Source organism: Pseudomonas sp. CFBP13509 (assembly GCF_005233485.1).
GTDB lineage: Bacteria > Pseudomonadota > Gammaproteobacteria > Pseudomonadales > Pseudomonadaceae > Aquipseudomonas > Aquipseudomonas marginalis.
In genome coordinates this window covers 307,810-333,574 of sequence record NZ_QGAA01000006.1, presented here as the reverse complement: position 1 = coordinate 333,574, position 25,765 = coordinate 307,810, and the positions used below count along the sequence as shown (strand labels likewise).

The following is a 25,765-nucleotide window of genomic DNA, read 5'->3' as shown; positions in this document are numbered from 1 at the left end:
GATGGCCGTGAAAACCAGCTGGTATGAAGCCGACAGCCGCTTTATCCCAGGGCATTACCAACCCGCCACGCTGATCGACCTGGCCTTGTCCCGCGACATCGACAGCCATCGCCTGCTGCGCGGCACCGGGCTGTTTCACGAGGACATCCTGGCCGGCACCGCGCACCTGAGCCCGCAGCAGTTTTTCGGCTTGATCGGCAACAGCCGCAAGTTACTGGACGCCGACGACAGCAGCTTCCTGTTTGGCCAGCGCCTGCTACCGGGCTATTACGGCGCCGCCAGCCACGCCCTTGGGCATGCGCAGAACCTGCACCAGGCCCTGGATATCCTGATCCAGCAACAGGTGCTGCTCAGCCCGTTGGCCACCCTGCAACTGGAGCTGGATGAGCACCACGCCTACCTGTACTGGCTGGACAGTTGCGGCGCCGGCGAACACTGGCGCTTCCTGCTGGAAGCCAGCATGACCTCGCTGGTTGCCATGAGCCAATGGCTCAGCGGCGAACGCCTGCCGTGGGCGTGCAGTTTCAGCCATGCCGAACCGCGTTATATCGAGCAGTACTGGGTGCATCTGGGCGAAGACACGCGCTTCGAGCGCCCGCTGGACATGATGACGATCCCGCGCGAATACCTCACCCGCACCTGGCCGGGCGCCTCGACCACGGCCGGCCAGGTTGCACGTCGGCAAGCCCGCGAGCAGATCGAGCAGCTGGGCTTTGCCGGCAGCTTTCTCGACTGCCTCTACGAGTACCTGCGCGACCAGGTGCGCCAGCCGCCCAGCCTCGAACAGGCGGCCCAGGCCTTCGCCATGAGCCCGGCGACCCTCAAGCGCAAGTTGCACAAGCACGACACCGGTTTTCAACAGCAGGTGGACCGAGTGCGCAAGCAGGTGGCGTTGCACCTGTACCAGGTCAAGGGCTACAGCAATGATGAAGTGGCGGCGTACCTGAACTTCAACGATGCGGCGAATTTCCGGCGCTCATTCAAGCGCTGGACCGGCAGCACCCCGAACCTGATCCGCCAGCTGTTCAACAGCCGCTAGCCAGGCGTTCGCGCAGAAACTCCACCAGCGCCTGCACCGGCCGTGAGCTTTGCCGATGCTGGGGATACACCGCCGACAGGGTCAGGGCTTCGGGGGCAAAATCATCGAGGAGCGTGACCAGGCGCCCGTCCTTCAACGCGTCGCCGACGATGAAGGTCGGCAGGTAGGTGACGCCCAGGCCGGCGACGGCGGTATCGCGCAGCAACTCGCCGTTATTCACGCGCATACGGCCGGTGACATTCAGTGCTTGCAGCTTGCCTTTGAAGCGCCATTGCACCTGGCGGCCATGGCCGTAGGGCAGGCAGTCGTGTTCGGCGAGGTCTTCGGGTTTAAGCGGCGTACCGCGCAGTGCCAGGTACTCGGGGCTGGCGCAATACACGCGCTCGATGCTGGCGATACGGCGAGCGATGAGGGTGGAATCTTCCAGGGTGCCGATGCGCAGCACCAGGTCGTAGCCCTCACCGATGAGGTCCACCGGGCGGTCGCTGAGGTCAACTTCCACCGAGACCTGGGGATGGCGCTGCAAGAACACCGGCAACAGGCAACCCAGGTGCGCCATGGCGAACGACAACGGCGCACTCAGGCGAATGGTGCCGCGCGGTTCACTGTTCTGGCCGGCGATGCCCTGCTCCACTTGCTCGACTTCGCCGAGCAGGCGCAAGGCGGACTCGTAGTAACTCTGGCCCAGGGGCGTGACATCCAGGCGGCGCGTGGAGCGGTTGAGCAGGCGCACGCCGAGGCGATCTTCCAGCTGGATCAGGCGGCGGCTGACGAATTGCTTGGACAGGCCCAATTGTTCGGCGGCGGCGGTGAAGCTGCCGGATTCCATGACCTGGCAGAACAGGCGCATGTCTTCGAAGGGGTTCATTGTCGCTTCTCGGTAGACGATGGGCTGTTTTATAACTGGATGGTCGCAACACCACAAATCAAATGTGGAAGGGAGCTTGCCCTAATGCCAGTCAGTTAAGGCTTTTTGTAGGAGCGAGCTTGCTCGCGAAAAACTCAAAGGCGCCGCGTTCATTCAGGAAGCACGCGTTATCTTTGACGTTTTTCGCGAGCAAGCTCGCTCCTACAGGAGGCGATGTACGCTTAACTGACTAGGCATTAGGGCTTGCCCCCTCCCACAGGGGATTGCCTACAGACTTGAAAACCGGTTACTTGGCCGTAAACGCCGAGTAGCTGTTCATCAGGTTGCGGTAGTTGGGGATGCGCGGCGACAGCAGGTTGGCCAGGCCTTCCATGTCGTTGCGCCAGTCCACTTGCAGCTCGCAGGCCACGGCGAACCAGTTCACCAGTTGCGCACCGGCGGCGGTCATACGCGCCCAGGCGGCTTGTTGCACGGTTTCGTTGAAGGTACCGGAGGCGTCGGTGACCACGAACACCTCGAAGCCTTCGTCGAGGGCGCACAGGGTCGGGAACGCCACGCACACGTCCGTCACCACACCGGCAATGATGATCTGCTTACGACCGGTAGCCTTGACCGCCTTGACGAAATCCTCGTTGTCCCAGGCGTTGATCTGGCCAGGACGGGCAATGTACGGCGCGTCCGGGAACAGTGCCTTGAGTTCCGGCACCAGTGGGCCGTTGGGACCGCCTTCAAAACTGGTGGTCAGGATGGTCGGCAGGTTGAAGAACTTCGCCACGTCGGCCAGGGCCAATACGTTGTTCTTGAATTCGTTGGGGGAGAAATCCTGCACCAGGGAGATCAGGCCGGTCTGGTGATCCACCAACAGCACCACGGCGTCATCTTTGTTCAAGCGCTTGTAAGTCATGGGTTAACTCCTTTGTGGGTTTAGGTATCAGAACGCAAAGCACGAGCAGCCAAACGCCCCCCAGAAACCCTGGAAGTCGCTGACCGGCACGCTGGAAAGGCGCGCCTTTTCGTGGCTGTGGGAATGCACGCCGCACGGGCCGCTGCATTGGTGAACTTGAGCCTGCACAGGCGAACTCGGACGCCAGTGCCCCGGCACCTTGACCACCGGCGACCAGTCCGGCAGCACGGGCACCCGCGGCGGTGCAAAGTCTTCGAAGTCGCCGGCGCCGTAGACCACCTTGCCGCCAACCACGGTAAGCACCGATTCGATCCACTTGATGGCTTCTTCATCGACGCTGAAAAAGTCCGCCGACAGCGCCGCCACGTCCGCCAATTGGCCGACCTTGATCTGGCCTTTCTTGCCCTGCTCGGACGAGAACCAGGCGCTGCCATGGGTGAACAGTTCCAGCGCGGTCAGGCGCGGCAGGCCTTCGGCGTGCAGCTCCAGGCCACCGACGGTGCGGCCGCTGACCATCCAGTACAGCGAAGTCCACGGGTTGTAGCTCGAGACCCGCGTGGCATCGGTGCCCGCCCCTACCGGCACGCCTTCGGCCAGCATGCGCTTGATCGGTGGCGTGGCTTCGGCGGCCTTGGCGCCGTAGCGCTCGACAAAATATTCGCCCTGGAACGCCATGCGGTCCTGGATCGCGATACCACCACCGAGGGCGCGGACCCGCTCGATATTCTTCGGGGTGATGGTTTCGGCATGGTCGAAGAACCACGGCAAGCCATTGAACGGGATGTCGCGGTTGACCTTCTCGAACACATCAAGCATGCGCGAGATGGACTCGTCATAGGTGGCATGCAGGCGGAACGGCCAGCGCTGCTCCACCAGATGGCGCACCACCGGTTCCAGCTCCTGCTCCATGGTCAGCGGCAGGTCGGGACGGGGTTCGAGGAAGTCTTCAAAGTCCGCCGCCGAGAACACCAGCATTTCACCGGCACCGTTGTGGCGCAGGTAGTCATCGCCCTGGTGCAGGGTGACGCTGCCGGTCCAGTTCTTGAAGTCGCTGAGTTCTTCCTTGGGCTTCTGGGTGAACAGGTTGTAGGCGATGCGTACCGTCAGTTGCTCATCCTTGGCCAGTTGCTCGATCACCGCGTAGTCATCGGGGTAGTTCTGGAAACCACCGCCGGCATCGATGGCGCTGGTCAGGCCGAGACGATTGAGTTCACGCATGAACTGGCGGGTGGAGTTGACCTGGTATTCCAGCGGCAGTTTCGGGCCTTTGGCCAGGGTCGAGTAGAGGATCATCGCATTCGGCCGCGCCACCAGCATGCCGGTGGGGTTGCCGTGGCTGTCGCGCACGATCTCGCCGCCCGGCGGGTTCGGCGTGTCCTTGGTGTAGCCGGCCACGCGCAGGGCGGCGCGGTTGAGCAAGGCACGGTCATACAGGTGCAGCACGAACACCGGGGTATCCGGTGCGGCCTGGTTGAGTTCTTCCAGGGTCGGCATGCGTTTTTCGGCGAACTGGAATTCGTTCCAGCCACCGACCACCCGCACCCATTGCGGCGTAGGGGTTCGGTCGGCCTGCTCCTTGAGCATGCGCAGGGCATCGGCCAGGGACGGCACGCCTTCCCAGCGCAGCTCGAGGTTGTAGTTCAGCCCGCCACGGATCAGGTGCAGGTGCGAGTCATTGAGGCCAGGGATCACGGTACGGCCCTTGAGGTCGATGACCTGGGTGCCGCTGCCACGCAGGGCCATGGCCTCGCCATCGGTGCCGACGGCAACGAAGCGCCCCTCGCGGATGGCGACGGCAGTTGCCCGCGGGTTTTCCCGGTCCACGGTGTGGAACTGGCCATTGAACAGAATCAGATCGGCGTTCATAGGGTTTCCTTTACAGAGGCTTCAAGCCAGGGAGCGAACAGGCGGGTAGCCGCCGGCATCAGCAGGTAGACCACCAGCAGGACGATGGTCACGGTGACCAGGAAGGTCGCGACCACGTAGTTGGAGAGAAACGGGTGCAGGCCGAGGATCGGGGCCCACACGATCGGCACCAGCAGGGTCAGCGGCAGGATCACGCACAGGGTCACCACCGCCTGCTTCCAGCGCGGCGGCTTGGCGGCGCTGTCGGCCAGGGGCGTGAACCAGAATTCGTTGAGTGCACCGATTTCGGTCTTGTCGCCGTCGGCCAGCATCGGCGTGGCTTCGGCGATCAAGGTGTTGCGCTCAGGGGAATTGAGCCAGGTTTCCAGGTCATCGGTAGAGCGGTAGCGCAATACGCAGGTGAACAGCGCCAGGCCGTTCTGTTTGCTGCGCACGACGTCGACACCGAGGTGGCCGGGACGCTCGCCGGCGATGCGCACGGTGCGGCGTAGCCAGGCTTCGTAGTCGGCTTCGCGGCCGGCCTTGATCAGGTGTTTGACGACCAGGGTGACGACTTCGTCGGGCCCTGTCTGTGGTGCTGGGTCCATGGTATGCCCCTCTGCCTTGAAATTTCAGCGATGAGGGGAGTTTGCCGAGGACAGCGTCAGGAAAATTGCATGTACGTGCTGTTTGAGGGGGATGGCTGGAAAGGGCTCACCAGCCTTCTTTCAGCATGCGCAACTCCAGGTGCTGCAACAGCATGATGGTCTTGCCGTCGGCGATCTCGCCGCTCTGCACCATGGCCAGCGCGCGCTCAAAACCCAGCTCCAGCACCTCGATGTCCTCGCCCTCCTCTTCCAGGCCGCCGCCATGGCCGACCCGGTCCCCCGGCTGGTACTCGCCGAGGAAAAAGTGAATCCGCTCAGTGACCGACCCGGGGCTCATGAACGCCGCATAGATCTTCTCCACATGCCCGACGCGATAACCGGTTTCCTCCTCCGCCTCCAGGCGAATGCGCTCTTCGGGGCTGGCGTTGTCCAGCAACCCCGCCGCCGCTTCAATCAGGTAACCGGGATAGTCATTGACGAAGGTGGGCATGCGGAACTGGCGAATCAGCAACACGGTGCGTTGCTCGCGGTTGTACAGCAGGATGGTCGCGCCATTGCCGCGGTCATACACCTCGCGGGTCTGGGCTTGCCAACTGCCGTCGCGGCGACGCAGGTCGAAGCTGTATTTTTTCAGCAGGTACCAGTTGTCCGAGAGGGTTTCTTCGGCGGTGATGCGAACGGGGCTGTTGTCCATGGTCAGTCCTTTGCTCAAAAGAGCGCGAGCATGTCGCGCTGGCATCAATGGCGTCAAATGCTGTAACACTTTGCAAGCAATCGCCGTGGGCGGCCGTCGAATTTATACCTGCCTGTGTAGGCCATCTGGTAAAACCCCCACTTCACCTTTGCCCTGGAATCTTCATGCCCTCTCGTTTTCTATCGCGCCTGAGCCTGCGCTGGTTTCCCCTGCTGTGCATGGCACTGTTGATCGTCGGCCTGCCCGTGGGCTGCGCGGTGCTGCAACACAAGGAGCGCGAGCTGGTTTTTCGCATCGAGCCCGGCACCGCCAGTTGGTACAGCGGCTTACCCAAGGCGGTGCAGGAATTCGAGCTCAAGCCCGCCAGTTTCAAATCGGGGCAGAACATTCATGGCTGGTGGTACCCGGCAGCCAACAAGGACGCGCCGGCGATCCTCTACCTGCATGGCGTGCGCTGGAACCTCACCGGGCAGCTGTTTCGCATCGAGCAATTGCACGCCCTGGGTTACTCGGTGCTGGCCATCGACTATCGCGGTTTTGGCCAGAGCCACGGCGAGCTGCCCTCGGAAACCACGGTCTACGAAGACGCGCGCATCGCCTGGGAACGCTTCCAGGTGCTGCAACCGGACCCCGGCAAGCGCCTGATCTACGGGCACTCACTCGGCGGCGCGGTAGCCATCGACCTGGCCGCCGAACTGGGCAAGCAAACGCCACTGCCGGTACGTGGGCTGGTCATCGAATCCACCTTCACCTCCCTGGCCGATGTAGCCGCGGCGGTGGCCAATACTTCGCTGCCGGTGCGTTGGTTGCTGTCGCAGAAGTTCGACTCCATCGACAAGATCGCCGATATCCATATGCCATTGCTGGTGGTGCATGGCCTGGATGATCGCTATGTGCCGCCCCGCTTCAGCGAGCAACTATTTGAAGCGGCCCGGCAACCCAAACGCCTCTTATTGGTGCCGGGTGCCAGCCACAACAACAGCATGAGCCTGGCCGGTCGCAGCTATCGCCAGGCACTCGACAACCTGATGCAAGCGAAGATGCCCGCCCAGGTTGTCACCCACGCAACCGGCCGTGACAACGAGTCATAAATCCGTTTTTCGGCACTGGGTTCGCGCTTGGCTGTCAAGCGCAAACCCTGCCCATACTGGCCCTCGCCGGCAGTTGATCAAATATTAACCTTTGGTTAAATCGCCAACCCTGCCGGGCGTTCGCAAAGTTATCCACAGAGATACCCACGGTTTTCGTGGACAACTCTTTTTATTTTTTTACGATTTTTTTGCTGATTAAACGATTTTTGGAAATGTACCCGGCAGCAGAATCTCGCGATTCACATCGCGTATATCGTTATAGCCACACAGCGCCATCGACACGTCCAATTCACGGGCGATGATCTCGAGCGCCTTGGTCACCCCTGCTTCGCCCATCGCGCCCAGACCATACAAATGCGGGCGACCGATCATGGTGCCCTTGGCGCCGAGTGCCATCGCCTTGAGCACGTCCTGGCCGGAGCGAATGCCGCCGTCCAGCCACACCTCAATGCGCTCGCCCACCGCGTCGACAATCGCCGGCAACTGGCTGATGCTCGACGGCGCACCATCCAACTGGCGGCCACCGTGGTTGCTCACCACCAGTGCATCCGCCCCGGAATTGGCAGCCAGGCGCGCGTCTTCCACATCGAGGATGCCCTTGATGATCAGCTTGCCGCCCCAGCACTGCTTGATCCATTCCACATCGTCCCAGCTCAGGCGCGGGTCGAATTGCTGGGCGGTCCACGATGACAGCGAACCCATGTCCGCGACGCCCTTCACATGCCCGACGATATTGCCGAAGCCACGCCGCCGGGTACCGAGCATGCCCATCACCCAGCGCGGCCTGGTGGCCATGTTGAGGAGGTTCGGCAAGGTCAACCTGGGCGGTGCCGACAAGCCGTTGATCAAATCCTTGTGACGCTGCCCGAGGATCTGCAGGTCCAGGGTCAGCACCAGTGCGTCCACACCGGCCGCCTTGGCACGCTCGATCAATTGCTCGACAAAGCCACGGTCGCGCATCACATACAGCTGGAACCAGAACGGCTTGCCGACCTGTTCGGCGATGTCCTCCAACGAACAGATACTCATGGTCGACAAGGTATAGCGCAGGCCAAACGCGGCGGCGGCCCGGGCGGTAAGAATCTCGCCATCGGCATGTTGCATGCCCGCCAGACCGGTGGGGGCCAAGGCAACGGGCATGGCCATGTCCTGGCCGAGCATGGTGGCGCGGATCGAACGTTCATCGATATTGCGCGCCACGCGCTGGCGGAATTTGATCCGGGCAAAATCGCTTTCATTGGCGCGGTAGGTGCTTTCAGTCCAGGACCCGGAATCGGCGTAATCGTAGAACATCCGTGGCACCCGCTTTTGCGCCAGCTTGCGTAAATCTTCGATGGTTGTAATCAACGACATCTAGGTCACCTCTCCCTGAACTGAGCGCAGAGAGTAACCGCCCCACGGGTGGGCAACCAACCATTGCGTTTATATCGACTGCAGACTAATCTCGCACAAACCCGCAAAAAAGCGCACAAACATGCACAACACCCATCACGCCATCGACCTGCCTTCCCTGCGCAAACAAAAGATCCTGTTACTGCTGGAACGCGACGGCAAAGTCACTGCCTCGGAGCTGGTGGAGCACTTCGCCGTGTCCCAGGACACCATCCGCCGCGACCTCGGCGAACTCGCCGCCGCCGGCCTGTTGCAGCGCGTGCACGGTGGCGCCCTGCCCCGGCCCAAGGACACCGGCAAGGACTTCTTCACCCGCGTCGGCGAGACCAATGAAGCCAAGCGTCAACTCGCGCAACTCGCCGCCGACCAGGTGCAAGACGGCCAGATCGTGCTGTTCGATTCCGGCTCCACCACCTTGCAGATCGCCCAGTCATTGCCGCATTCGATCCGCCTCACGGTGGTCACGCCATCACCGATGATCGCCATCGCCCTGGCCGACCACCGCGATGTGAAAGTGATACTTGCCGGCGGCCAACTCAACCCGGCCACCTTGTCCACCAGCGGTCACGAGGCGGTGCGCCTGATCCAGGGCATCAAGGCCGACCTGCTGTTTACCGGGGTATGCGCACTGCATCCGCAAGTGGGCATCAGCTCGCTGCATTTTGATGAAGTCGCGGTCAAGCAGGCCCTGCTCGACAGCGCCTCCCATGTGGTGGCGGTGACCATGGCCGACAAACTGGGTGCGGTTGAACCGTTTGTGGTGGCGCCGTGCAACCGTATTCACACGTTGATCACCGAGTGGCATGTGCCGAGTGTGGAGGCGTATGAGCAGTTAGGGGTGGAGGTGTTGCGGGTCGAGGTCGAGTAGGTACAGGGCATCAAATGGCGGTGTGGCTGGCAGGCTTTTTTTGTGGTGAGCGGGCTTGCCCCGCGCTGGGGCGCGTAGCGGCCCCTCATAAGGCCACCGTCATTATCCTGCCTGCCTGAACGCGGTGACTGGTTTTAGGGCCGCTTCGCAGCCCAGCGCGGGGCAAGCCCGCTCACCACAACAAGCTCACTCACCCCAAAAAAGCTTGCTCACCACAGCAAGCTCACTAGCCACAACAAGCCTGCTCACCACGACAGCACCTTGGCCGCATCGCGCATGAAAATCTCGATGGTCTTGGGCCCCACGCCGTCAAATTCACCCAGGCGCTGTTCGAACGCCTGGCGGTTTTCGCTGGCACTGCGGATGTGGCTGATCTTGCCGGCGTACTCGGCGTTCAGCTTGGCACTCAGGTCCAGCAGGCGCTGTGCGGTGCTTTCGTCGTACCGCACGTAGTGGCCACGCCCCAACATCGCCACCAATTCCTTGGAGGTGCAATGTTGCAGCTTGCGCGCCGTATCGCGCCCCTCTTCCTCAACGATCACCTTGTAGGCCTGCGCCGCAATCGGCGCCTGGATGCGCTTGCCCATCAGGAAGCTGGCGACAAGCCACTTGAACAGGCTGGCGTCATCCCCAGGCTTGAGATCGATGCCCAGTTCAGCCGCTGAAATAGACTTGGCCATGCTCAGTGCCCCAGCTTGCGCTCGGCATCATCCGCCCGTTCGTTGATGGCGTCGGCCTGGCGTTCGGTGTCCTTGATCGAGGTGGGTGTCAGCACTTTGTCGACGGTTTCGGTGCTGGGATTCGGGCGTTCCAGTGGCTGGCCCTTGGCGGCTTTATCAGTACCTTTTTGCGCCTGTTCGGAACTGATCGGGTCTGGGGTTTTATCGGCAGTCACAGTGAAATCTCCTGGCAGTTGAAGGCTCGCGAAAGCGGCGGGCACTTACGCAGCAGAGGCCTGTGAATGTCGATAGTTCAAGGAAATTGCCGCGGACAAACAGGAACAAAAAAATTTAAACCTTTTGCCCCGGCCTCGGCTCAACAGTCAGGTAACGGCATCCCGCCACTTTCAAGGAGCTCCATCATGACCACTCTGCTGATGAAACAAATGGGCCTGACTTTCGTACTGGTTGCGGGCGCAATATCCAACGCCATGGCCGCCACCTCCAACAGCTTCGTCGATGACGCAGCCCAAGGCGGTATCACCGAGGTGGAAGCCGGCAAACTGGCCCTCGAAAAAAGCAGCTCGGCCGACGTGAAGACGTTTGCCCAGCACATGGTCACCGACCATACCAAGGCCAATCAGGAACTGATGGCCCTGGCAAAAAAACTCGACATCGAAGTGCCGGATGACGCGGCCCTGACTGACAAGGCCAAGAAAGCCATCCTGGAACTGCGCGACGAATCATTTGACAAGGCCTACGCCAACAACCAGGTCGACGCCCATGAAAAAACCGTCGAGCTGTTCAAGAAGGAAGCTGCTTCCTCGGACAATGCCGAGCTGAAAGCCTTCGCCACCAAGACGCTGCCAACCCTTGAAGCCCATTTGAAAATGGCCAAGGAGCTGCAAGCCAAGCACGACCATTAATTCATTCCTGACTCAAGGAGACATTCGATCATGAGTTCGCAACTCAACGGCAAGAAGATTCTGGTCATCACCTCCAACACCGGCATCGAGCGCGACGAACTGCTCAAGCCCCTGGAAGCACTGCGTGGCTATGGCGCCACGGTGACCCACGCGTCCAGCAAAGGCGGCTCCACCCAGACCTTTGTCGGCGACACCGAAAAGGACAAAACCGTGGAATCCGACGTGCAACTGTCGGACGTGGCCAGCAGCGACTTTGACGCCCTTGTGATCCCTGGCGGTACCGTCAATGCCGATACCCTGCGCCAGGACGCGGCGGCGCTGCGCCTGATCAAGGACTTTGCCCAAGCCGGTAAAACCATCGCGGCGATCTGTCACGGCCCATGGACGCTGATCGACGCCGGCGTAATCAAGGGCAAGACCCTGACCTCGTACAAAAGCGTGCGCATCGACCTGGAAAACGCTGGCGCGGCCGGGTGGGTCGATACCGAAGTCAAGCAATGCCAGGCCAATGGCTGGACCTTGATCACCTCGCGTACACCGGACGATCTGCCTGCTTTCAACGAGGCGATTGCCCAGGCTGTCGCTGGTTGAACCGCCAACGTTGAACGCAAACAGGCGCCTTTCGGCGCCTGTTTTGCGTTACCCCGGCCACTCAGCTTTTACGCTGTTCCGGCATCTCCCGCTTGGGCCCGAACATAGCCCACGCAATCAGGCCCACCAGCGGTACGAAGATCAGGATCACCAGCCATAAGCCCTTGGTCTCCCAGCCACTGGTGCTGCGCAATACGATATTGATCGCCCACAATTCCAAAAGCAGCAGAACTACCGCCAACGCAATCCAGATATATTGAATTTCCATGCTTCACCTCCTAGGTCGTATGCGTTAGTTCAAGCATCGGCCGCGAGGGTTCATTTAAATTTTCCTGGGTGGTGGAATGCAACGTTCCCCCCAGGCCGACCATGCAACCTGCACGACAGGCGCTCTCTGCAATCCTCTTCAACCAATTGAATTAAAAGGCCAATTTAAAATCGCTCAAGTTGGTACGCCTGATGCACCACTGCACGGGACGAGGCGTGCATATCGACGCGCCCTGAGTTTCCCGTGAGGTGTCACCGATGAATGCCATTGACCTGCTCAAAGCCGACCACGAACGCGTAAAGGCCCTGTTGACTCAATTGAGTGAGTCCACCGAACGCGGGGTGAAAAAGCGCACGGAGCTGCTGGCCAAGCTGGAAGCGGAAATCAGCCTGCACACCAGGCTGGAAGAAGAAATCCTCTACCCGGCGTTCAGAAAGGCCGGCGGCAAGGAACAGGACATCATGTACCACGAGGCCAAGGAAGAGCACCGCACCGTCGACGCCCTGGTGCTGCCCGACCTGAAGCAGACCGAACCGTCGACCACCGAGTTTTCCGGCCGCGTCAAGGTGGTCAAGGAATTGCTCGAGCACCATATCGAAGAAGAGGAAACCGAGATGTTCCCTCAGGCCAAAAAACTGCTCGGCAAGGCGCTGCTTGAAGAGTTGGGCGCCGAAATGGAAGCCATGAAAGCGGCGCATAAAAAGTCGCAATCAAGCAAGCCCATGGCGGCTTGATCGAGGCAGGACCGGAGCCTGGCATTCATCCAGGCTCCTGATACATCTACACGATAGGGGATAGCGTCATGAAGACCAGATCGTCCCAACGGATTGTGCTTATCGTCGGCCTGTCAGCCCTGCTCTCCGGCCCCGCCCTCGCCGCCTTTGGCGATAACCCGGAACCTGCCGCCAACGCCTTGAGTGGCGACAGCGCCGCCGGCTCCGCCCTGCCACCGGGGACCTACCCCAGCAGCCCCTCGGACAGCGACAAAAAAACCAAGGACACCGCCAAACCGCCGAGCAAACCCGTCAGGCCGGCTGCCCCCCCTAAAGACGACAAGGAAAAACCCCGCTCAGGCAGCTGACGGCTCATCCGCCACCGGCGGCTCGGGCGCAAGCCCCCAGTCGCCATGCTCGTACCAGTCATCCCCGATCATCTCGGCCGGGTGCATGGTGCGGTCGGCGCCATTGCCGCAAGCCAGGTCGGTGGCAGCACAGTAGCGATCACAGCCCCAACAGATACGTTCGGGATGCTTGGGGTGCAGCGGAAAAGGCTTGGCCATGAGTCGACTCCCTGGCGACGAACACTCCCTGCAACCTACCCCCATACAGCCTGTACAACCTTGACCGGCATCAAGCCTGGCCAAGATGAAATATCCTCGGAACTTGACAAGAATCATTATTATTTACTGCTGATCTTCCTAGACTCGGGTTCTCTCTCCACACCCATCAGGAAGCCTCCATGCGTACCCCTTCTTTGCTGTGCCTTGCCCTGCTGCTGAGCACCTCCGTGGCAGTTGCCAAGGAGTATCCAATCGGCGAACCGCAACACTGCCCGGGCCTGGAAATCGGCGCGGTGTACCTCCAGCCGATCGAGATGGCACCCGCCGGCATGATGCGCGCCACGGCCGATTCCGATGTGCACCTGGAGGCCGATGTACGCGCCACGGCGGACAACGCCCAAGGGTTTCAGGAAGGCAGTTTCGTGCCCTACCTCAACCTGTCTTTCACCCTGAAGAAACAAGGCAGCGACACGCCCATCAGCGGCGACTTCCACGCCATGGTCGCCAACGACGGGCCGCACTATGGCGATAACGTCAAGCTGCAAGGCCCGGGCAAATACACCCTCACCTTCAGCGTATTGCCGCCCACCGGCCACCACTCCCTGGGCCGTCATACCGACAAGGAAACCGGGGTCGCCCCGTGGTTCGAACGCTGCGAAGTGCACTACGAATTCGTCTACGCCGGCATCGGCAAAAAAGGCGGCTATTGATGCGCCGCGCCCTGTTGCTCGGCGGCCTGCTGCTAAGCGGTGCGGCAGTGGCGGCGCCGTTGCCCACCTATGAGTTGAGCCTGCAGGACGGCCACTTCGACCCGCCACAACTGGTGGTCAAGGCCGAAGAGCGTTTCAAGATCGTGCTCAAGAACATCGGCCAAGGCCCGGCCGAATTCGAAAGCACGCCGTTGCGGGTCGAGAAGGTGTTGTCTGCGGGGGTGACCACCTTTGTGGTGATCCACCCGCTCAAGCCGGGGTTGTACCCGTTCTTCGACGAGTTCAACCCACAGTTGCCCGAAGGCAGCATCCTCGCCGAATAGGAGCCGTTGATGAATCAATCGATGTTTATTGTCTGGCGTGAAAGCGTCGAGGCCCTGCTGGTGATCGGTATCCTGCAGGCCTGGATCAGCCGCCAGGCCGGCCATGCGCAACTGGCCCGCTTCCTCTGGGCCGGGGTGCTGCTGGGGTTGCTGTGTTCGGCCGGGCTGGCCGGTTTGATGCTGTGGGCCGGTGACACCATGACCGGCCCACAGGGCGAGTGGCTGCAAGCGGCGCTGACCCTGTTGGCCAGCGGCTTGATGGTGCAGATGGTGTTCTGGATGCACCGCAACGCGGCCACGCTCAAACACAGCCTGGTACGCGAGGCCGATGAGCGCCTGGCGCGCCAGGGCGGCTGGGGGGTGTTGTTACTGGCGCTGCTGGCGGTCAGTCGCGAAGGCAGTGAAACCGTGGTGTTCTTGTATGGCGCCGGGGCGCGCCTGCACGATGAGGCGCAAGGCCTGTTCGCCCTTGGCGGCCTGCTCGGCCTGGCACTGGCGGGGCTCACCGTGCTGCTGTTGCACGGCAGTCGGCGCTTTATCTCCTGGTCACTGTTTTTCGCCCTCAGCGAGGCGCTGCTGTTGCTGCTCGGCGGCGCCTTGCTGATCGCGGCCGTGGACCGTATCAGTGGGCAACTGCTGGGTATGGACATGCCCGAGTGGGTCTACGCCGCAATCGGTGACAGCCGCTGGGACAGCAGCGCGCTGCTCAGCGACAGCCATGGCCTCGGCGCGCTGCTGGCCGACTTTGCCGGCTACCGGGCGGCCCCCAGCCTTATCACCGTGTTGGTACTGCTCGGCTACTGGCTATGGGTGGGCAACGGCCTGCGTCGCGCCCGGCACGCGGCATGAGCTGGTTGCAGCAACTGGGCGATGGCATGCGCCGCCATGGGCGCTTGATCCGTGCTGCGCAATGGGTGGTGGTGCTGGTCTACGCCGTGTTGCTGGTGCTGCCCGCCGTGCTGCCGTTGCCCGATAGCCAAGCGCGCATGGTGAACAACCTGACGCTGCTCGCGCAATTTATCTTCTGGGGGATCTGGTGGCCGTTCGTGTTGCTGTCGATGGTGCTGTTCGGGCGCCTGTGGTGCGGCGTGCTGTGCCCGGAGGGTTCGCTGAGCGAATGGGCCAGCCAGCACGGGCGCGGCCTCGGCATACCGCGCTGGCTGCGTTGGGGCGGCTGGCCGACCCTGGGCTTTTGCCTCACCACGCTCTACGGCCAGTTGATCAGCGTGTACGACTACGCCCAGGCAGCATTGCTGATCCTCGGCGGCTCGACGTTGGCGGCGGTGGCGGTCGGCCTGCTGTTCGTGCGCGGCAAGCGCGTGTGGTGCCGTTACCTGTGCCCGGTGAGCGGCGTGTTCGCCCTGCTCGCCCGCCTGGCGCCGGTGCATTTCGCCGTGGATGAACAACGCTGGAAAGCCAACGACGCCCCGCGCCTGCCGCTGCCCAACTGCGCGCCACTCCTGGACATCCGCCGCCTGCAAGGCGCCAGCGACTGCCACGCCTGTGGCCGTTGCAGCGGGCAACGCGGCGCGGTGCAACTGATCGCCCGCTCATGCAATCAGGAGATTCTCCACGCGCCCCATCAACCCGGCTCACCGTGGGATGCGCGCCTGCTGCTGTTTGGCGTGATCGGCCTGGCCATGGGCGCGTTCCAATGGACCGTAAGCCCGTGGTTTATCGCGCTCAAACAAACACTCGCCGAATGGCTGGTAAGCCGCGACTGGCTATGGCTGCTGCAAGACAACGCGCCCTGGTGGCTGCTCACCCACTACCCGCCACTCAACGACAGCTTCAGTTGGCTCGATGGCCTGTGCATCGTGCTGTACCTGGCTGGCAGCGCACTGCTGCTCGGCGGTGGCTGCTGGCTGCTGCTGCGCCTGGCCGCGTCTGTGGCCGGCGACCGCGCACTGTTTCGGCCCTTGGCACTGACACTCACGCCCCTGGGGGGTGCAGGGCTGTTCCTGGGGCTGTCGGCGACGACGGTGAAGTTGTTGCGCTATGAAGGGTTGGCATTGACGTGGGTGCAACCGGCTCGTGCACTGGTGTTGAGCGCGGCGATTGGCTGGTGCTTGTGGTTGGGCTGGCGGCAGCTCCAGGGGCTTGGAACCCGACCGCGCTGCCTGGGGTGGTTGTGCGTACTGCTGAGCAACGGGCTGGTGGGCTATGGCTGGTGGTTGCAGTTCTGGGGGTGGGCTGGCTGATGCACACCGATCCAAATGTGGGAGGGGGCTTGCCCCTGATGAGCATGGGTATCTGTGGCGCGGGCGCTTGCTCCCGTGGCGGCCTTCGGGCCGACCATGTCGTTGGAGTTGACCGGTTGGAATGAGTACATATCCGTTGCTGCGGTAACGGCTGCTATTGGTTCCGCTCTTACAGCGGGTCACTTTTGGAAAGAGCCCAAAAGTAACCAAAAGGCTCTCGCCCCACCACTCGGTACCTCGCCTAGGCTCGGTATGCCCGAACGCAGGCTTGAATCCGTGGGCCGCCGTCATGGGCCATCCCTGGCCCAGGACGGCTAACCCGGCGTCCTGCCGGGTTACCCACGGATTCAAGCCTGCGTTCGGCCAGCGTGGTTAACGGGGCGCCTGAGATCAAGATCAAAAGCCAGAGCAAAAGCAGCCTGAGGTCTACCTGCTGGATGGAGATCCAAATGTGGGAGGGGCGGTGCGACGATTCGACAAGCCCGCTCACCACAGAGTTATGTGTCAGCCTTTAAGAGTTGTGTAGATACCTATGCTCATCGGGGGCAAGCCCCCTCCCACATTTTTAACCCAGTACACCAGACTCAACTCCGGTCGGCTCTAAGGCCGCCGCGCTTTGGCTTTTGATCTCAAATCGCCCCGTCAAACACGCTGGCCGAACGCAGGCTTTGGAGCGTGGGTAACCCGGCAGGACGCCGGGTTAGCCGCGCTGGGCCAAGGATGGCCCATCGCGGCGGCCCACGNGCCTAGGCGAGGTGCCGAGTGTTGGGGCGAGGACCTTTTGGTTACTTTTGGGTCCTTCCAAAAGTGACCCGCTGTAAGAGCGGAACCCTAAGTGGCCGTTACCTAAATAACGGATATACACACGGAGCAAAAAATGCCGCAGTTCACAAAAATCCTGATCGCCAACCGCGGCGAAATCGCCTGCCGCATCCAACGCACGGCCCAGGCCTTGGGCTACCGCACCGTCGCCGTCTACAGCGACGCCGACGCCGAGGCCCTGCACGTGCAGATGGCCGACGAAGCCGTGCGCATCGGCCCCGCGGCGGTACAACAGTCCTACCTCAATATCCCGGCCATCCTCGAGGCCGCGGAAAAAACCGGCGCCGATGCCATCCACCCCGGCTACGGCTTCCTCTCGGAAAACCCCGATTTCGCCCGCGCGTGCCAAGACGCCGACCTGACCTTCATCGGCCCCAGCGCCGAGGCCATCGAACTGATGGGCAGCAAGCGCCGCTCCAAGCTCGCCATGCTCGAGGCCGGGGTGCCTTGCATCGCCGGCTACCAGGGCAGCGCCCAGGACGACACCTGCCTGCAACGTGAAGCCGAGCGCATCGGCTACCCGCTGATGATCAAGGCCAGCGCCGGCGGCGGTGGCCGTGGCATGCGCCTGGTCCACCAGCCGGAGGCGCTGCTGGAAAGCCTGCACAGCGCCCGCTCGGAGGCCAGGCATGCGTTCGGCAGTGACGAACTGATCCTCGAACAGGCGCTGATCGAGCCGCGCCACGTCGAGATCCAACTGTTCGGCGACCGCCACGGCAACCTGATTTACCTCGGCGAACGGGACTGCTCGATCCAGCGCCGTCATCAAAAAGTCATCGAGGAAGCGCCCTGCCCGGTGATGACGCCCGAACTGCGCCAGGCCATGGGCGAAGCCGCGCTCAAGGCCGGACGCGCGGTAAACTACCTCGGCGCCGGTACCGTGGAGTTCCTGCTCGACCGCAACGGCCGGTTCTACTTCCTGGAAATGAACACCCGCCTGCAAGTGGAGCACCCGGTCACCGAGCTGATCACCGGCCTCGACCTGGTGGCCTGGCAACTGCAAATCGCCGCCGGCCAGCCGCTGCCGCTCGAGCAGGCGCAGGTGAGCCTGAACGGCCACGCCATGGAAGTGCGCCTCTATGCCGAAGACCCGGCCCAGGGCTTCCTGCCGCAAACCGGTGAGGTGCTGCGCTGGGAACCGGCCGTGGGCGTACGGGTTGACCATGGGCTGTGCGAAGGCGAAACCATCAGCCCGTTCTATGACCCGATGCTCGGCAAGCTCATCGCCCATGGCGCCACCCGCGAAGAAGCCCGGCGCAAGCTGCTGCGGGCGGTGGAAGACACGCTGTTGCTGGGGGTGACGACCAATCAGCGCTTGTTGGCTGAACTGCTCAAGCACCCAGGCTTTATCGACGGTGATTTCAGCACCGGGTTTATCGCCGAGCACTTCAGCGAAATACCGCGCCCGGCCGCGACAAGTGATCAACTCGCCCTGGCCGCCGCGCTGTTTTACCAACACAGCGCCGACCAGCATCCCCACGGCCTCGCGGGATGGCGCAACAACGCCCGTGTTCCCTGCACCTTTCGCCTGGAGGCCGACGGCGAAACCCACACCGTCACCGCCGCCGCCCTGCCACTCAGCACCGATGGCCGTCGCGCCACCCTGGTGCTCAACGGCGTTCGCCGTCGCATCGCCTATCACCTGGAGGGCTCCCGGCTGTGGCTGCCTGGCCTTACCGTCACCAACCGCACCCAGCAGGTTGCCGGGCGCCAGGCCGACGCCGGCAGCGGCACGATCAAGGCACCGATGGACGGTGCCATCGTCGACGTCCGCGTCAGCACCGGTGAACAGGTGACTAAAGGCCAACTGCTGCTGGTGCTCGAAGCCATGAAAATGGAGCATCCACTCAAGGCCGACAGGGACGGCGTGGTCAAGGCCGTGCAGGTCACAACAGGCGATCAGGTACGCAATCGCCAGGTTCTGCTGGAGATCGAATAACCCCCTAGTCGGAACTACAAGGCCGGTCTACGCTCTATCCCCAACAGGAAAGGACGAGTACGGGAACCTGCGCGATGCCTCATTGGCTGATTATTGACCTTGAAGCCACAACGGATGAAGGCGGCTGGCCCGTGACGGAGATGGAAGTCATCGAGATCGGCGCGAGCCTGGTGAACCGCCAGGGCCGCGAGCTGGACCACTTCCAGCGCTTTGTGCGGCCGCTGCGCCGCCCCTTGCTCACGCCCTTTTGTCGCCAGCTGACCCATATCACCCAGGCAAATATCGACGGCGCTGCACCGTTCATCGAGGTGTGGCCGCTGTTCGAGCGCTGGCTGGGCCAGCATCAGGCGCGCCTGGAAGGCTGGGCCAGTTGGGGTGACTACGATCGCGTACAGCTGGAGCTCGAGTGGCAGCGCCATGGCCTGACCAGCGCCATGGCCCCCACGCCCCATGTCAACCTCAAGCAACGCTTCGCCAAGGCCCGGCGCCTGGACAAGCCCCTGGGGCTCAATGGCGCCCTGCAATTGGCGGGGATGCAGTTCCAGGGCCAGCAACATCGAGCGCTGGAAGATGCACGCAACACCGCGCGCCTGCTGCCGCTGATTTTGCCGGTCTAGGCAGCGCCCGAAGCCTTGGGCATACTGACTCCCCCTTTTCCTTGCTGCTCAACTGTAGGAGCGAGCTTGCTCGCGAAGGTCGTTAACGATAACGCGGTAAACCTGGCACCCAGCGGCGCTCTCAGGTTTTTCGCGAGCAAGCTCGCTCCTACAGGATGAGCGTAAAGCATCAACTTTTTCCGAGGATTCGCCCATGTTCAAAGTCAACGAGTACTTCGACGGCACCGTCAAGTCGATCGCTTTCGGCACCGCAGAAGGTCCGGCGACCATCGGCGTGATGGCCCCGGGTGAATACGAATTCGGCACCGCCCAGCGTGAAATCATGCACGTGGTGTCCGGCGCCCTGAGCGTCAAGCTGCCCGACGCCAACGACTGGGAAACCTTCGCCGCCGGCAGCCAGTTCAACGTACCGGCCAACAGCAAGTTCCAGCTGAAGGTCGCGGTAGACACCGCTTACCTGTGCGAATACCGCGGCTGATCGCTGCGCCGCAAAAAAAATGCCCGTCTCCTGCGAGACGGGCATTTTTTATGGGCCCATGGTTTATTCGAGGATGATCACCGGCATGCCCACTTCCAGGCGGCCCACACCATCGTTGACCAGGTTCTGGCCAAAAATCGCGCCGTCCTCGGTCTTGCGGTAGGCCTCCAGCGTCACAAAAGGCTCACGGTCGGGGCTGCGCTCGCCGGTGTGCGGATCGATGGTGGTGAGAATGCAGCGTGAGCAGGGCTTGACTGCGCGAAACTCCACATCCCCGATGCGCAGGCGCTTCCAGCCGTCTTCGGCGAAGGCGTCGCTGCCTTCGATCACCAGGTTGGGGCGAAAGCGCAGCATGTCCATGGGACGGCCGACTTTCTGCGAGAGGTCGTCGAGGGACGCTTGCCCGATCACCAGCAACGGATAACCGTCGGCGAACGCGACCTGGTCATCATCGCGGCCGTAACCTGCCTGGGTAGTGCGCGCCCGCTCCAGAGGAATCTGCACCAGCCGCGTGGGCTTGCCGATAAAGGCGCTGACCCAGGCGGCGGCTTCGTCGCCGGCGTCCGGCACACGCAAGGTGTCGCGCCAGATGGTCACGCCACGTAACTCAGCCGCGCTGCCGGGCAGCGCCACATCCAGCGGCGCGTAGCCAGGCGAACTCAGGGTCAGGCCGCCGCTGCTGTTCCACAGCGCCGACAGTTGGCTCATCTTTGCCACGGCGCGCTGGGTGAGGAAACGCCCGCTGGCCTCATCCACCAGCATCCAGCGTCGATCGCCGTCCAACCCCAGTTTATCCAGGCCGACCTGTTGCAGAGTTTCGGCCTTGCCGGACTTCAAGGGGTAACGGTACAACGCGCTGAGACGAAGCATGGGCCAACATTCCTGAGGGGCAAAGCCGTCACCCTAAGGTCAAGCGGACGCTTCGTCCAGCATCAGGCGCTGACGTACCACATCCACCAGCTTGTCCGGCTGGAACTTGGACAGGAAGTTGTCGCAGCCGACCTTCTTCACCATCGAGTCGTTGAAGCTGCCTGACAGCGAAGTGTGCAGTACCACGTAGAGCTTGCGCAGCCGTGGGTCGTTGCGGATTTCGGTGGTGAGGCGGTAGCCGTCCATCTCGGGCATTTCGGCGTCGGTGAAGATCATCAGCAGCTTGTCGGTCATCACATGGCCGGCGTCGGCCCAGGCCTTGAGCATATTCAACGCCTTGAGACCGTCGCTGGCGATGTGCATCTTCACGCCCAGTTGGCCGAGGGTGTCGCGCAATTGCGACAGGGCCACGTTGGAGTCGTCCACCAGCAGCACTTCGCGGCCACGGGCGCGTTCCAGCACCGGGTCGTCGAGTTTTTCGCGGGAGACCTTGGCGTTGTACGGCACGATCTCGGCGAGGACTTTTTCCACGTCGATGATCTCCACCAACTGGTCGTCGACCTTGCTGATGGCGGTGAGGTAATGCTGGCGCCCGGCGCTCGTCGGCGGCGGCAGGATGGCTTCCCAGTTCATGTTGACGATGCGGTCCACGCCACCCACCAGGAACGCCTGCACCGAGCGGTTGTACTCGGTGACGATAATGGTGCTGTTGGGGCCCGGCACCAGCGGACGCATGCCGATGGCCTGGGACAAGTCGATCACTGGCAGGGTCTGGCCCCGCAGGTTGACCACGCCGCACACGAAGGGGTGGCGCTGGGGCATCAGGGTCAGCTTGGGCAGTTGCAGGACTTCCTGCACCTTGAACACGTTGATGGCGAACAGCTGCCGCCCGGCCAGGCGGAACATGAGGATCTCCAGGCGATTCTCACCCACCAGTTGCGTGCGTTGGTCTACCGTGTCGAGAATGCCGGCCATTAAGAGCTCCTGGTGTGCGCTGGAAAGTAATGCGCGAAGTGTTTGTGCAGTTAGCTTGTTATCGGCGGCAAACGCCGGACCTTGACCCCGGTAAAATGCCACGTAAATTCATTGATGTCACACTGACATCATGCTTTACTGCTGAGGCCTGTTCATATGGCGGTGCAGCGACGTTGCGCGACATTCAAATCGACGCAAGGTTCCGTCATGTAAGGGATTCCCCTAGGCACAATCAGGCCCAACCTGATGTTCGCAATATCTAATAGCCATTAATGTGACGCCATTCTCATTGCATGAATGGAGTCAGGCTTTTGTTTGCCATCCCCAGCCCTCGTCTTATGGGTTTTCCAGACGTTCACGTGACGGCAACTGAAGGTGTGCAATCGAGCCCGCTCACGGGGGCCACGCACAGCCGTCGCCGTCATTCAAATAAACGTCCTACTGAAAACTCAGAAGCAACCTACAGATTCCCGTTATCTTTCAGCGGTAGTTTTACGCCATTCACCCGGTGCGACCTCTCATCACCCGACCTTATGTTGTGGAGACTTGCATGATGAACGACGGTAACGAGTGGCAAGTTGCACTTCCTGAGTTCCTGCGCGAGGCTGAAAAGCTGCTGACCAAGTCGGAAGAATGCCTGAGCCACCTGCATTTGATCCGCAACGACAGTGACGCCATCGACTGCATGAAAATCAGCCTGATCAAGCTCGCCGAAAAGGCCGATTGCCTGGCCCTGCAAGCGATCAGCGAATTCTCGCGGCATATCCAGGACGTGATCGCCAACGCCGAAAGTCCTTTGCAGTTACATGATCAAGCCCTGGAAGCCCTGCATGACTGCTTGACATTGCTGGCCTGGCAGCTGGAACTGATCGATGCAAAAACAGGCCAGCTGACCCTGGATAAAGAAGAACAGACCAAGTTGATTGACACGGTCACCCTGCACATTCCGCAAAAGGGTTTCAGTTACAATCCGCAACAACGTATGCACCATTTGTCTTGAAGCGTTATCAGGTCGCATTCAAGCACGGGGTTATCTAAAAACGACGACTCCAACTAATCCGCTGGAGAAAAATGGCGATTCAATATCAATTAGCCATTAACGATACAAACCCTTTGAAATAATACAACCTCACTTCATTAACTCTGGGATTATCATTCCTCGAGTTGTTGCGCGTTTAAATAGGCCCGCCAGGCACGGCACCTGGCGACCAACGGTAAGAGTGGTGGTACTATGCACCCGCTTGAAGTGACTCAACTTCAGCCTGCTTGAGAACGATTCAAGAACGTATTCCAAACAGAGCCCGGTCAGCCGCGACCGGTCTTCCCGCAGCGAACCTTCATTGGCTCCATCCGCTATGCATGCCAGCCTCAAGACATTCATCGCAAGGTCCGCGTCCCGCAGTAACGCACGCCGTTTGATCCTCGCCCTGTGCCTCGGCTCGCTACTGCTGAGCCTGTGGGCCTACAGCCGCTCCGCGCCGTTGCCGCTGCTGGTGCTGCTGCTCAACCTGGCCACCTTGGTGGTGGTTGGCCTGCAACAGTGGCGCTCGCGTAAATCCATCAAGTTCCAGCCCCAGGAGTTGGCCGATCGTCTGCTGCAAGTGCAGGAAAACGAACGTCATCGCCTCAGCCGTGAACTGCATGACGATATCGGCCAGTTGCTGACAGCCGCCAAGCTGCAAAGCGAATGGCTCAAGCGCCGCCTGCCGGATGAATTGCAAAGCCAGTGCACTGTGTTGTGCAACACCTTGAACGAGACCCTGGCCAAGGTGCGCGACGTGTCCGCCATCCTCAACCCCCGGCAGCTCGCCAGCCTGGGCCTGGAAGCCAGCCTGCGCGCGCACCTGCTCAAAACCCTGGAAAACACCCCGGTGCACTGGAGCCTTGAATGCCAACAACGGCTGAGCGGCATCCCTGAGGAAATGGCCGTGGCGGCCTTTCGCATTACCCAGGAAGCCGTGACCAACATGCTGCGCCACGCCCAGGCGCGCAACCTGCTGGTGCGCCTGCAGCGCCTGCCCGAGGGCCTGTCGCTGACCATCTGCGATGACGGCCAGGGCTTTTCGCCCGCCATCAACCCCGGCCTGGAAGGCCAACGGGGCATGGCTGGCATGTCCGAGCGCATTGACCAGCTTGGCGGTTCATTATCCGTCAGCAGCCAACCAGGCCACGGCACACGGATAGACGCGCTTTTCCCCTGGGCGCCTCGCTCCCTCGAACGGGCCAGCGCCCCTAAGGTTATCGAGTGACCTGCACATTACTCCTGGTGGATGACCATGCACTGATCAGGGCCGGCGTACGTGCGCTGATCCAGGATATTCCCGGCTACACGGTGACCGGCGAAGCCAGCGATGGCGCGCAATTGCTGGAGCAGTTCAATACCTTGCTGCCGGATATCGTGCTGTTGGACCTGTCCATGAAGCACACCAGCGGCCTCGAGGCGCTACAGCAACTCAAGCATGCGCACCCCAGGAGCAAGGTGCTGATCCTGTCGATGCACACCGACCCGGAGCTGATCATGTGTGCGCTGGAGGCAGGCGCCCACGGCTACCTGCTCAAGGACACCACTGCCAACGAGCTGGAACACGCGTTGCTGGCCTTGCGCAACAACGAGCGCTACCTGAGCCCGGCGATCGCCCATACCGTGATCAACCAGGCGCTGGTGCGCAGCCAGGGGCCGACCACGCCCGCCAGCCACAGCCATAACCTCACGGCCCGCCAACTGGAAATCCTGCGCCTGATCGTGCGCGGCAAATCCACCCGCGAGATCGCCCACGGCCTGGGCCTGAGCATCAAGACCGTAGAAGCCCACCGCTCGCAAATCATGAAGCGCCTGCAGATATTCGACGTGGCGGGCCTGGTGTTATTTGCCGTGCGCGAGCAGATCATCAGCCTGGACGACTAGGGGCGAACCCACCGGCAAATGCACGCGCAGGGCCTTGGGCAAGGCCTCGAAGTGCAGGTCGTCACCTTCCAGCGGCTCGCCATCGAGGTTGATGTACAAGCCCTGCGCGACCTTGATGTTGACCCACGGCAGGCGTGCCCGCACGAACATCGCGTCCAGCTCCCAGCCGTTCCCCATCAGCTCGCGCAAGGTGCCGACCACTTCCTGGGGCGCCGGCAGGATACTGACGTCCAGCAAGCCATCGTCGGCCAATGCCCCAGGGCACAGCACATGCCCACCGCCCGCCTGGCGACCGTTGCCGATGCCCAGCGCGAGCAGCTCGCCCTTCCAGTGGAAATCCGGCCCGTCCAGCTCGGCATAGGCGGCCTTCAACTCGCTGAAGCGCGTCAGGCCGGTGAACAGGTAGGCGGCGCCACCGAGGACTTTCTTCAGGTCTTCGGAGGTATTGGCGGTGACCTGGCTGCCGAAGCCGCCGGTGGCCATATTCAGGAAGATTTGCCCGCCGACCTGGCCGAGGTCGATCGCACGGGGCGGCACATCCAGCAACGCCAGGGCCTGGGCGGGCTCCAATGGCACGCCGGCAGCCTTGGCGAAGTCATTGGCGGTCCCCAGGGGCATCAGCACCAGGCTGGCTTCACCCTTGGCCTCGGCCATGGCCTCGGCCACGTCGCGCAAGGTGCCGTCGCCGCCGCCGGCAACGATGTGGGTATAGCCGCCCTCCAAGGCTTCCTTGACCAGGCGCTTTGCGTCACCGCCCTCCCAGGTCACCCGTACCGCCAGCTCCCCACCCTGCCTGCGCCGGGCCAGCACGGCGCTGCGCACGTCCTCGTTGAGGGCTTGCTTGCCGTGGAGGATCAACAGTGCCTTGGGGGTAGTCATGGGTGGCTTACTCC

30 protein-coding genes are annotated in these 25,765 nt (G+C 62.0%); 17 read left to right on the top strand and 13 right to left on the bottom strand.

Features of this window, described 5'->3' with window-relative positions:
- The first annotated feature begins 1 nt into the window (after position 1).
- Positions 2–1,039 (top strand): AraC family transcriptional regulator, encoded by a 1,038-nt coding sequence (locus tag PspCFBP13509_RS13005; protein WP_137212136.1) that lies wholly within the window; start codon positions 2–4, stop codon positions 1,037–1,039.
- On the opposite strand, the gene PspCFBP13509_RS13000 is transcribed toward PspCFBP13509_RS13005, so the two are convergent.
- From PspCFBP13509_RS13000 to PspCFBP13509_RS12980, 5 genes are all read right to left on the bottom strand, one after another.
- Positions 1,026–1,907 (bottom strand): LysR family transcriptional regulator, encoded by an 882-nt coding sequence (locus tag PspCFBP13509_RS13000; RefSeq protein WP_065927198.1) that lies wholly within the window; start codon positions 1,905–1,907, stop codon positions 1,026–1,028. The two genes, PspCFBP13509_RS13005 and PspCFBP13509_RS13000, sit on opposite strands and share 14 nt — an antisense overlap.
- 286 nt (positions 1,908–2,193) lie before the next feature.
- Complete coding sequence (gene ycaC, locus PspCFBP13509_RS12995) at positions 2,194–2,811, bottom strand: isochorismate family cysteine hydrolase YcaC (protein ID WP_027607149.1); 618 nt, start codon at positions 2,809–2,811, stop codon at positions 2,194–2,196.
- Positions 2,812–2,838: 27 nt separating this feature from the next.
- Entirely contained in the window at positions 2,839–4,677 is a 1,839-nt protein-coding gene (locus PspCFBP13509_RS12990) for an amidohydrolase (RefSeq protein ID WP_027607150.1), read from the bottom strand.
- A complete protein-coding gene (locus PspCFBP13509_RS12985; RefSeq protein ID WP_137212135.1) occupies positions 4,674–5,264 on the bottom strand; it encodes an antibiotic biosynthesis monooxygenase in 591 nt (196 codons plus the stop codon). The genes PspCFBP13509_RS12990 and PspCFBP13509_RS12985 overlap by 4 nt, the downstream gene beginning before the upstream one ends.
- 106 nt (positions 5,265–5,370) lie before the next feature.
- Positions 5,371–5,958 carry an NUDIX domain-containing protein gene (locus PspCFBP13509_RS12980; RefSeq protein ID WP_065948154.1) on the bottom strand — a complete coding sequence of 196 codons (588 nt, stop codon included), beginning with the start codon at positions 5,956–5,958 and terminating at the stop codon, positions 5,371–5,373.
- 164 nt (positions 5,959–6,122) lie between these two features.
- Here PspCFBP13509_RS12980 and PspCFBP13509_RS12975 point away from each other — a divergent pair, with 164 nt between their 5' ends.
- Positions 6,123–7,049, top strand: a complete 927-nt coding sequence (locus PspCFBP13509_RS12975; protein WP_065927200.1) for an alpha/beta hydrolase — start codon at positions 6,123–6,125, stop codon at positions 7,047–7,049.
- A gap of 195 nt (positions 7,050–7,244) precedes the next feature.
- Here PspCFBP13509_RS12975 and PspCFBP13509_RS12970 read toward each other — a convergent pair whose 3' ends face one another.
- Positions 7,245–8,402 carry an alpha-hydroxy acid oxidase gene (locus tag PspCFBP13509_RS12970; protein ID WP_065927201.1) on the bottom strand — a complete coding sequence of 386 codons (1,158 nt, stop codon included), beginning with the start codon at positions 8,400–8,402 and terminating at the stop codon, positions 7,245–7,247.
- Between the two features lie 121 nt (positions 8,403–8,523).
- On the opposite strand from PspCFBP13509_RS12970, the gene PspCFBP13509_RS12965 reads away from it, so the two are divergent.
- Positions 8,524–9,309, top strand: a complete 786-nt coding sequence (locus PspCFBP13509_RS12965) for a DeoR/GlpR family DNA-binding transcription regulator (protein WP_137212134.1) — start codon at positions 8,524–8,526, stop codon at positions 9,307–9,309.
- A gap of 245 nt (positions 9,310–9,554) precedes the next feature.
- Here the strand turns inward: PspCFBP13509_RS12965 and PspCFBP13509_RS12960 are convergent, their stop codons facing one another.
- Together PspCFBP13509_RS12960 and PspCFBP13509_RS12955 are read right to left on the bottom strand one after the other, a co-directional pair.
- Complete coding sequence (locus PspCFBP13509_RS12960) at positions 9,555–9,989, bottom strand: DNA methylase (RefSeq protein WP_065927203.1); 435 nt, start codon at positions 9,987–9,989, stop codon at positions 9,555–9,557.
- Positions 9,990–9,991: 2 nt separating this feature from the next.
- The gene (locus tag PspCFBP13509_RS12955; protein WP_137212133.1) at positions 9,992–10,204 is read right to left on the bottom strand and encodes a hypothetical protein; all 213 of its coding nucleotides are present in this window, start codon (positions 10,202–10,204) and stop codon (positions 9,992–9,994) included.
- Positions 10,205–10,390: 186 nt separating this feature from the next.
- Between PspCFBP13509_RS12955 and PspCFBP13509_RS12950 the strand changes: the two genes are divergently transcribed.
- Together PspCFBP13509_RS12950 and PspCFBP13509_RS12945 are read left to right on the top strand one after the other, a co-directional pair.
- On the top strand, positions 10,391–10,894 hold the full coding sequence (locus PspCFBP13509_RS12950) for a DUF4142 domain-containing protein (protein ID WP_065927205.1): 504 nt from the start codon (positions 10,391–10,393) through the stop codon (positions 10,892–10,894).
- Between the two features lie 30 nt (positions 10,895–10,924).
- The gene (locus PspCFBP13509_RS12945) at positions 10,925–11,485 is read left to right on the top strand and encodes a type 1 glutamine amidotransferase domain-containing protein (RefSeq protein WP_065927206.1); all 561 of its coding nucleotides are present in this window, start codon (positions 10,925–10,927) and stop codon (positions 11,483–11,485) included.
- A 61-nt stretch (positions 11,486–11,546) separates the two neighbouring features.
- On the opposite strand, the gene PspCFBP13509_RS12940 is transcribed toward PspCFBP13509_RS12945, so the two are convergent.
- Positions 11,547–11,753, bottom strand: a complete 207-nt coding sequence (locus tag PspCFBP13509_RS12940; RefSeq protein ID WP_065927207.1) for a PLD nuclease N-terminal domain-containing protein — start codon at positions 11,751–11,753, stop codon at positions 11,547–11,549.
- Between the two features lie 257 nt (positions 11,754–12,010).
- Between PspCFBP13509_RS12940 and PspCFBP13509_RS12935 the strand changes: the two genes are divergently transcribed.
- Both PspCFBP13509_RS12935 and PspCFBP13509_RS12930 read left to right on the top strand, forming a co-directional pair.
- Positions 12,011–12,487 (top strand): hemerythrin domain-containing protein, encoded by a 477-nt coding sequence (locus PspCFBP13509_RS12935; protein ID WP_027607159.1) that lies wholly within the window; start codon positions 12,011–12,013, stop codon positions 12,485–12,487.
- 68 nt (positions 12,488–12,555) lie between these two features.
- Positions 12,556–12,834, top strand: a complete 279-nt coding sequence (locus PspCFBP13509_RS12930; RefSeq protein WP_137212132.1) for a hypothetical protein — start codon at positions 12,556–12,558, stop codon at positions 12,832–12,834.
- Here PspCFBP13509_RS12930 and PspCFBP13509_RS12925 read toward each other — a convergent pair.
- On the bottom strand, positions 12,823–13,032 hold the full coding sequence (locus tag PspCFBP13509_RS12925; protein WP_053130271.1) for a DUF3079 domain-containing protein: 210 nt from the start codon (positions 13,030–13,032) through the stop codon (positions 12,823–12,825). The genes PspCFBP13509_RS12930 and PspCFBP13509_RS12925 overlap by 12 nt on opposite strands.
- Before the next feature lie 179 nt (positions 13,033–13,211).
- Between PspCFBP13509_RS12925 and PspCFBP13509_RS12920 the strand changes: the two genes are divergently transcribed.
- From PspCFBP13509_RS12920 to ppnP, 7 genes are all read left to right on the top strand, one after another.
- Complete coding sequence (locus PspCFBP13509_RS12920; RefSeq protein ID WP_065927209.1) at positions 13,212–13,742, top strand: iron transporter; 531 nt, start codon at positions 13,212–13,214, stop codon at positions 13,740–13,742.
- Positions 13,742–14,065 (top strand): cupredoxin domain-containing protein, encoded by a 324-nt coding sequence (locus PspCFBP13509_RS12915; RefSeq protein ID WP_137212131.1) that lies wholly within the window; start codon positions 13,742–13,744, stop codon positions 14,063–14,065. Before PspCFBP13509_RS12920 ends, PspCFBP13509_RS12915 begins: the two co-directional genes overlap by 1 nt.
- A gap of 9 nt (positions 14,066–14,074) precedes the next feature.
- Entirely contained in the window at positions 14,075–14,914 is an 840-nt protein-coding gene (locus tag PspCFBP13509_RS12910; RefSeq protein WP_137212130.1) for an FTR1 family iron permease, read from the top strand.
- On the top strand, positions 14,911–16,266 hold the full coding sequence (locus PspCFBP13509_RS12905; RefSeq protein WP_065948148.1) for a 4Fe-4S binding protein: 1,356 nt from the start codon (positions 14,911–14,913) through the stop codon (positions 16,264–16,266). Before PspCFBP13509_RS12910 ends, PspCFBP13509_RS12905 begins: the two co-directional genes overlap by 4 nt.
- An 877-nt stretch (positions 16,267–17,143) precedes the next feature.
- Positions 17,144–19,027 carry an acetyl-CoA carboxylase biotin carboxylase subunit gene (locus PspCFBP13509_RS12895; protein ID WP_065948323.1) on the top strand — a complete coding sequence of 628 codons (1,884 nt, stop codon included), beginning with the start codon at positions 17,144–17,146 and terminating at the stop codon, positions 19,025–19,027.
- 74 nt (positions 19,028–19,101) lie between these two features.
- The gene (locus PspCFBP13509_RS12890) at positions 19,102–19,644 is read left to right on the top strand and encodes an exonuclease domain-containing protein (protein WP_065924152.1); all 543 of its coding nucleotides are present in this window, start codon (positions 19,102–19,104) and stop codon (positions 19,642–19,644) included.
- Between the two features lie 193 nt (positions 19,645–19,837).
- The gene (gene ppnP, locus PspCFBP13509_RS12885) at positions 19,838–20,122 is read left to right on the top strand and encodes a pyrimidine/purine nucleoside phosphorylase (RefSeq protein ID WP_027603886.1); all 285 of its coding nucleotides are present in this window, start codon (positions 19,838–19,840) and stop codon (positions 20,120–20,122) included.
- Between the two features lie 63 nt (positions 20,123–20,185).
- Here ppnP and PspCFBP13509_RS12880 read toward each other — a convergent pair whose 3' ends face one another.
- Positions 20,186–20,992, bottom strand: a complete 807-nt coding sequence (locus tag PspCFBP13509_RS12880; RefSeq protein ID WP_065924151.1) for an MOSC domain-containing protein — start codon at positions 20,990–20,992, stop codon at positions 20,186–20,188.
- Positions 20,993–21,031: 39 nt separating this feature from the next.
- Positions 21,032–21,967: a chemotaxis protein CheV gene (locus PspCFBP13509_RS12875; protein ID WP_027603884.1), complete on the bottom strand. Its 936-nt coding sequence runs from the start codon at positions 21,965–21,967 to the stop codon at positions 21,032–21,034.
- Positions 21,968–22,517: 550 nt separating this feature from the next.
- Here PspCFBP13509_RS12875 and PspCFBP13509_RS12870 point away from each other — a divergent pair.
- The 3 genes from PspCFBP13509_RS12870 (at position 22,518) to PspCFBP13509_RS12860 (ending at position 24,872) form a co-directional block, all read left to right on the top strand.
- On the top strand, positions 22,518–22,967 hold the full coding sequence (locus PspCFBP13509_RS12870; protein WP_174562740.1) for a hypothetical protein: 450 nt from the start codon (positions 22,518–22,520) through the stop codon (positions 22,965–22,967).
- Between the two features lie 355 nt (positions 22,968–23,322).
- On the top strand, positions 23,323–24,216 hold the full coding sequence (locus PspCFBP13509_RS12865) for a sensor histidine kinase (protein ID WP_065924150.1): 894 nt from the start codon (positions 23,323–23,325) through the stop codon (positions 24,214–24,216).
- Positions 24,213–24,872: a response regulator transcription factor gene (locus PspCFBP13509_RS12860; RefSeq protein WP_065924149.1), complete on the top strand. Its 660-nt coding sequence runs from the start codon at positions 24,213–24,215 to the stop codon at positions 24,870–24,872. Before PspCFBP13509_RS12865 ends, PspCFBP13509_RS12860 begins: the two co-directional genes overlap by 4 nt.
- Here the strand turns inward: PspCFBP13509_RS12860 and yegS are convergent.
- Entirely contained in the window at positions 24,831–25,751 is a 921-nt protein-coding gene (yegS, locus tag PspCFBP13509_RS12855; protein WP_065924148.1) for a lipid kinase YegS, read from the bottom strand. The two genes, PspCFBP13509_RS12860 and yegS, sit on opposite strands and share 42 nt — an antisense overlap.
- Positions 25,752–25,765 lie beyond the last annotated feature (14 nt).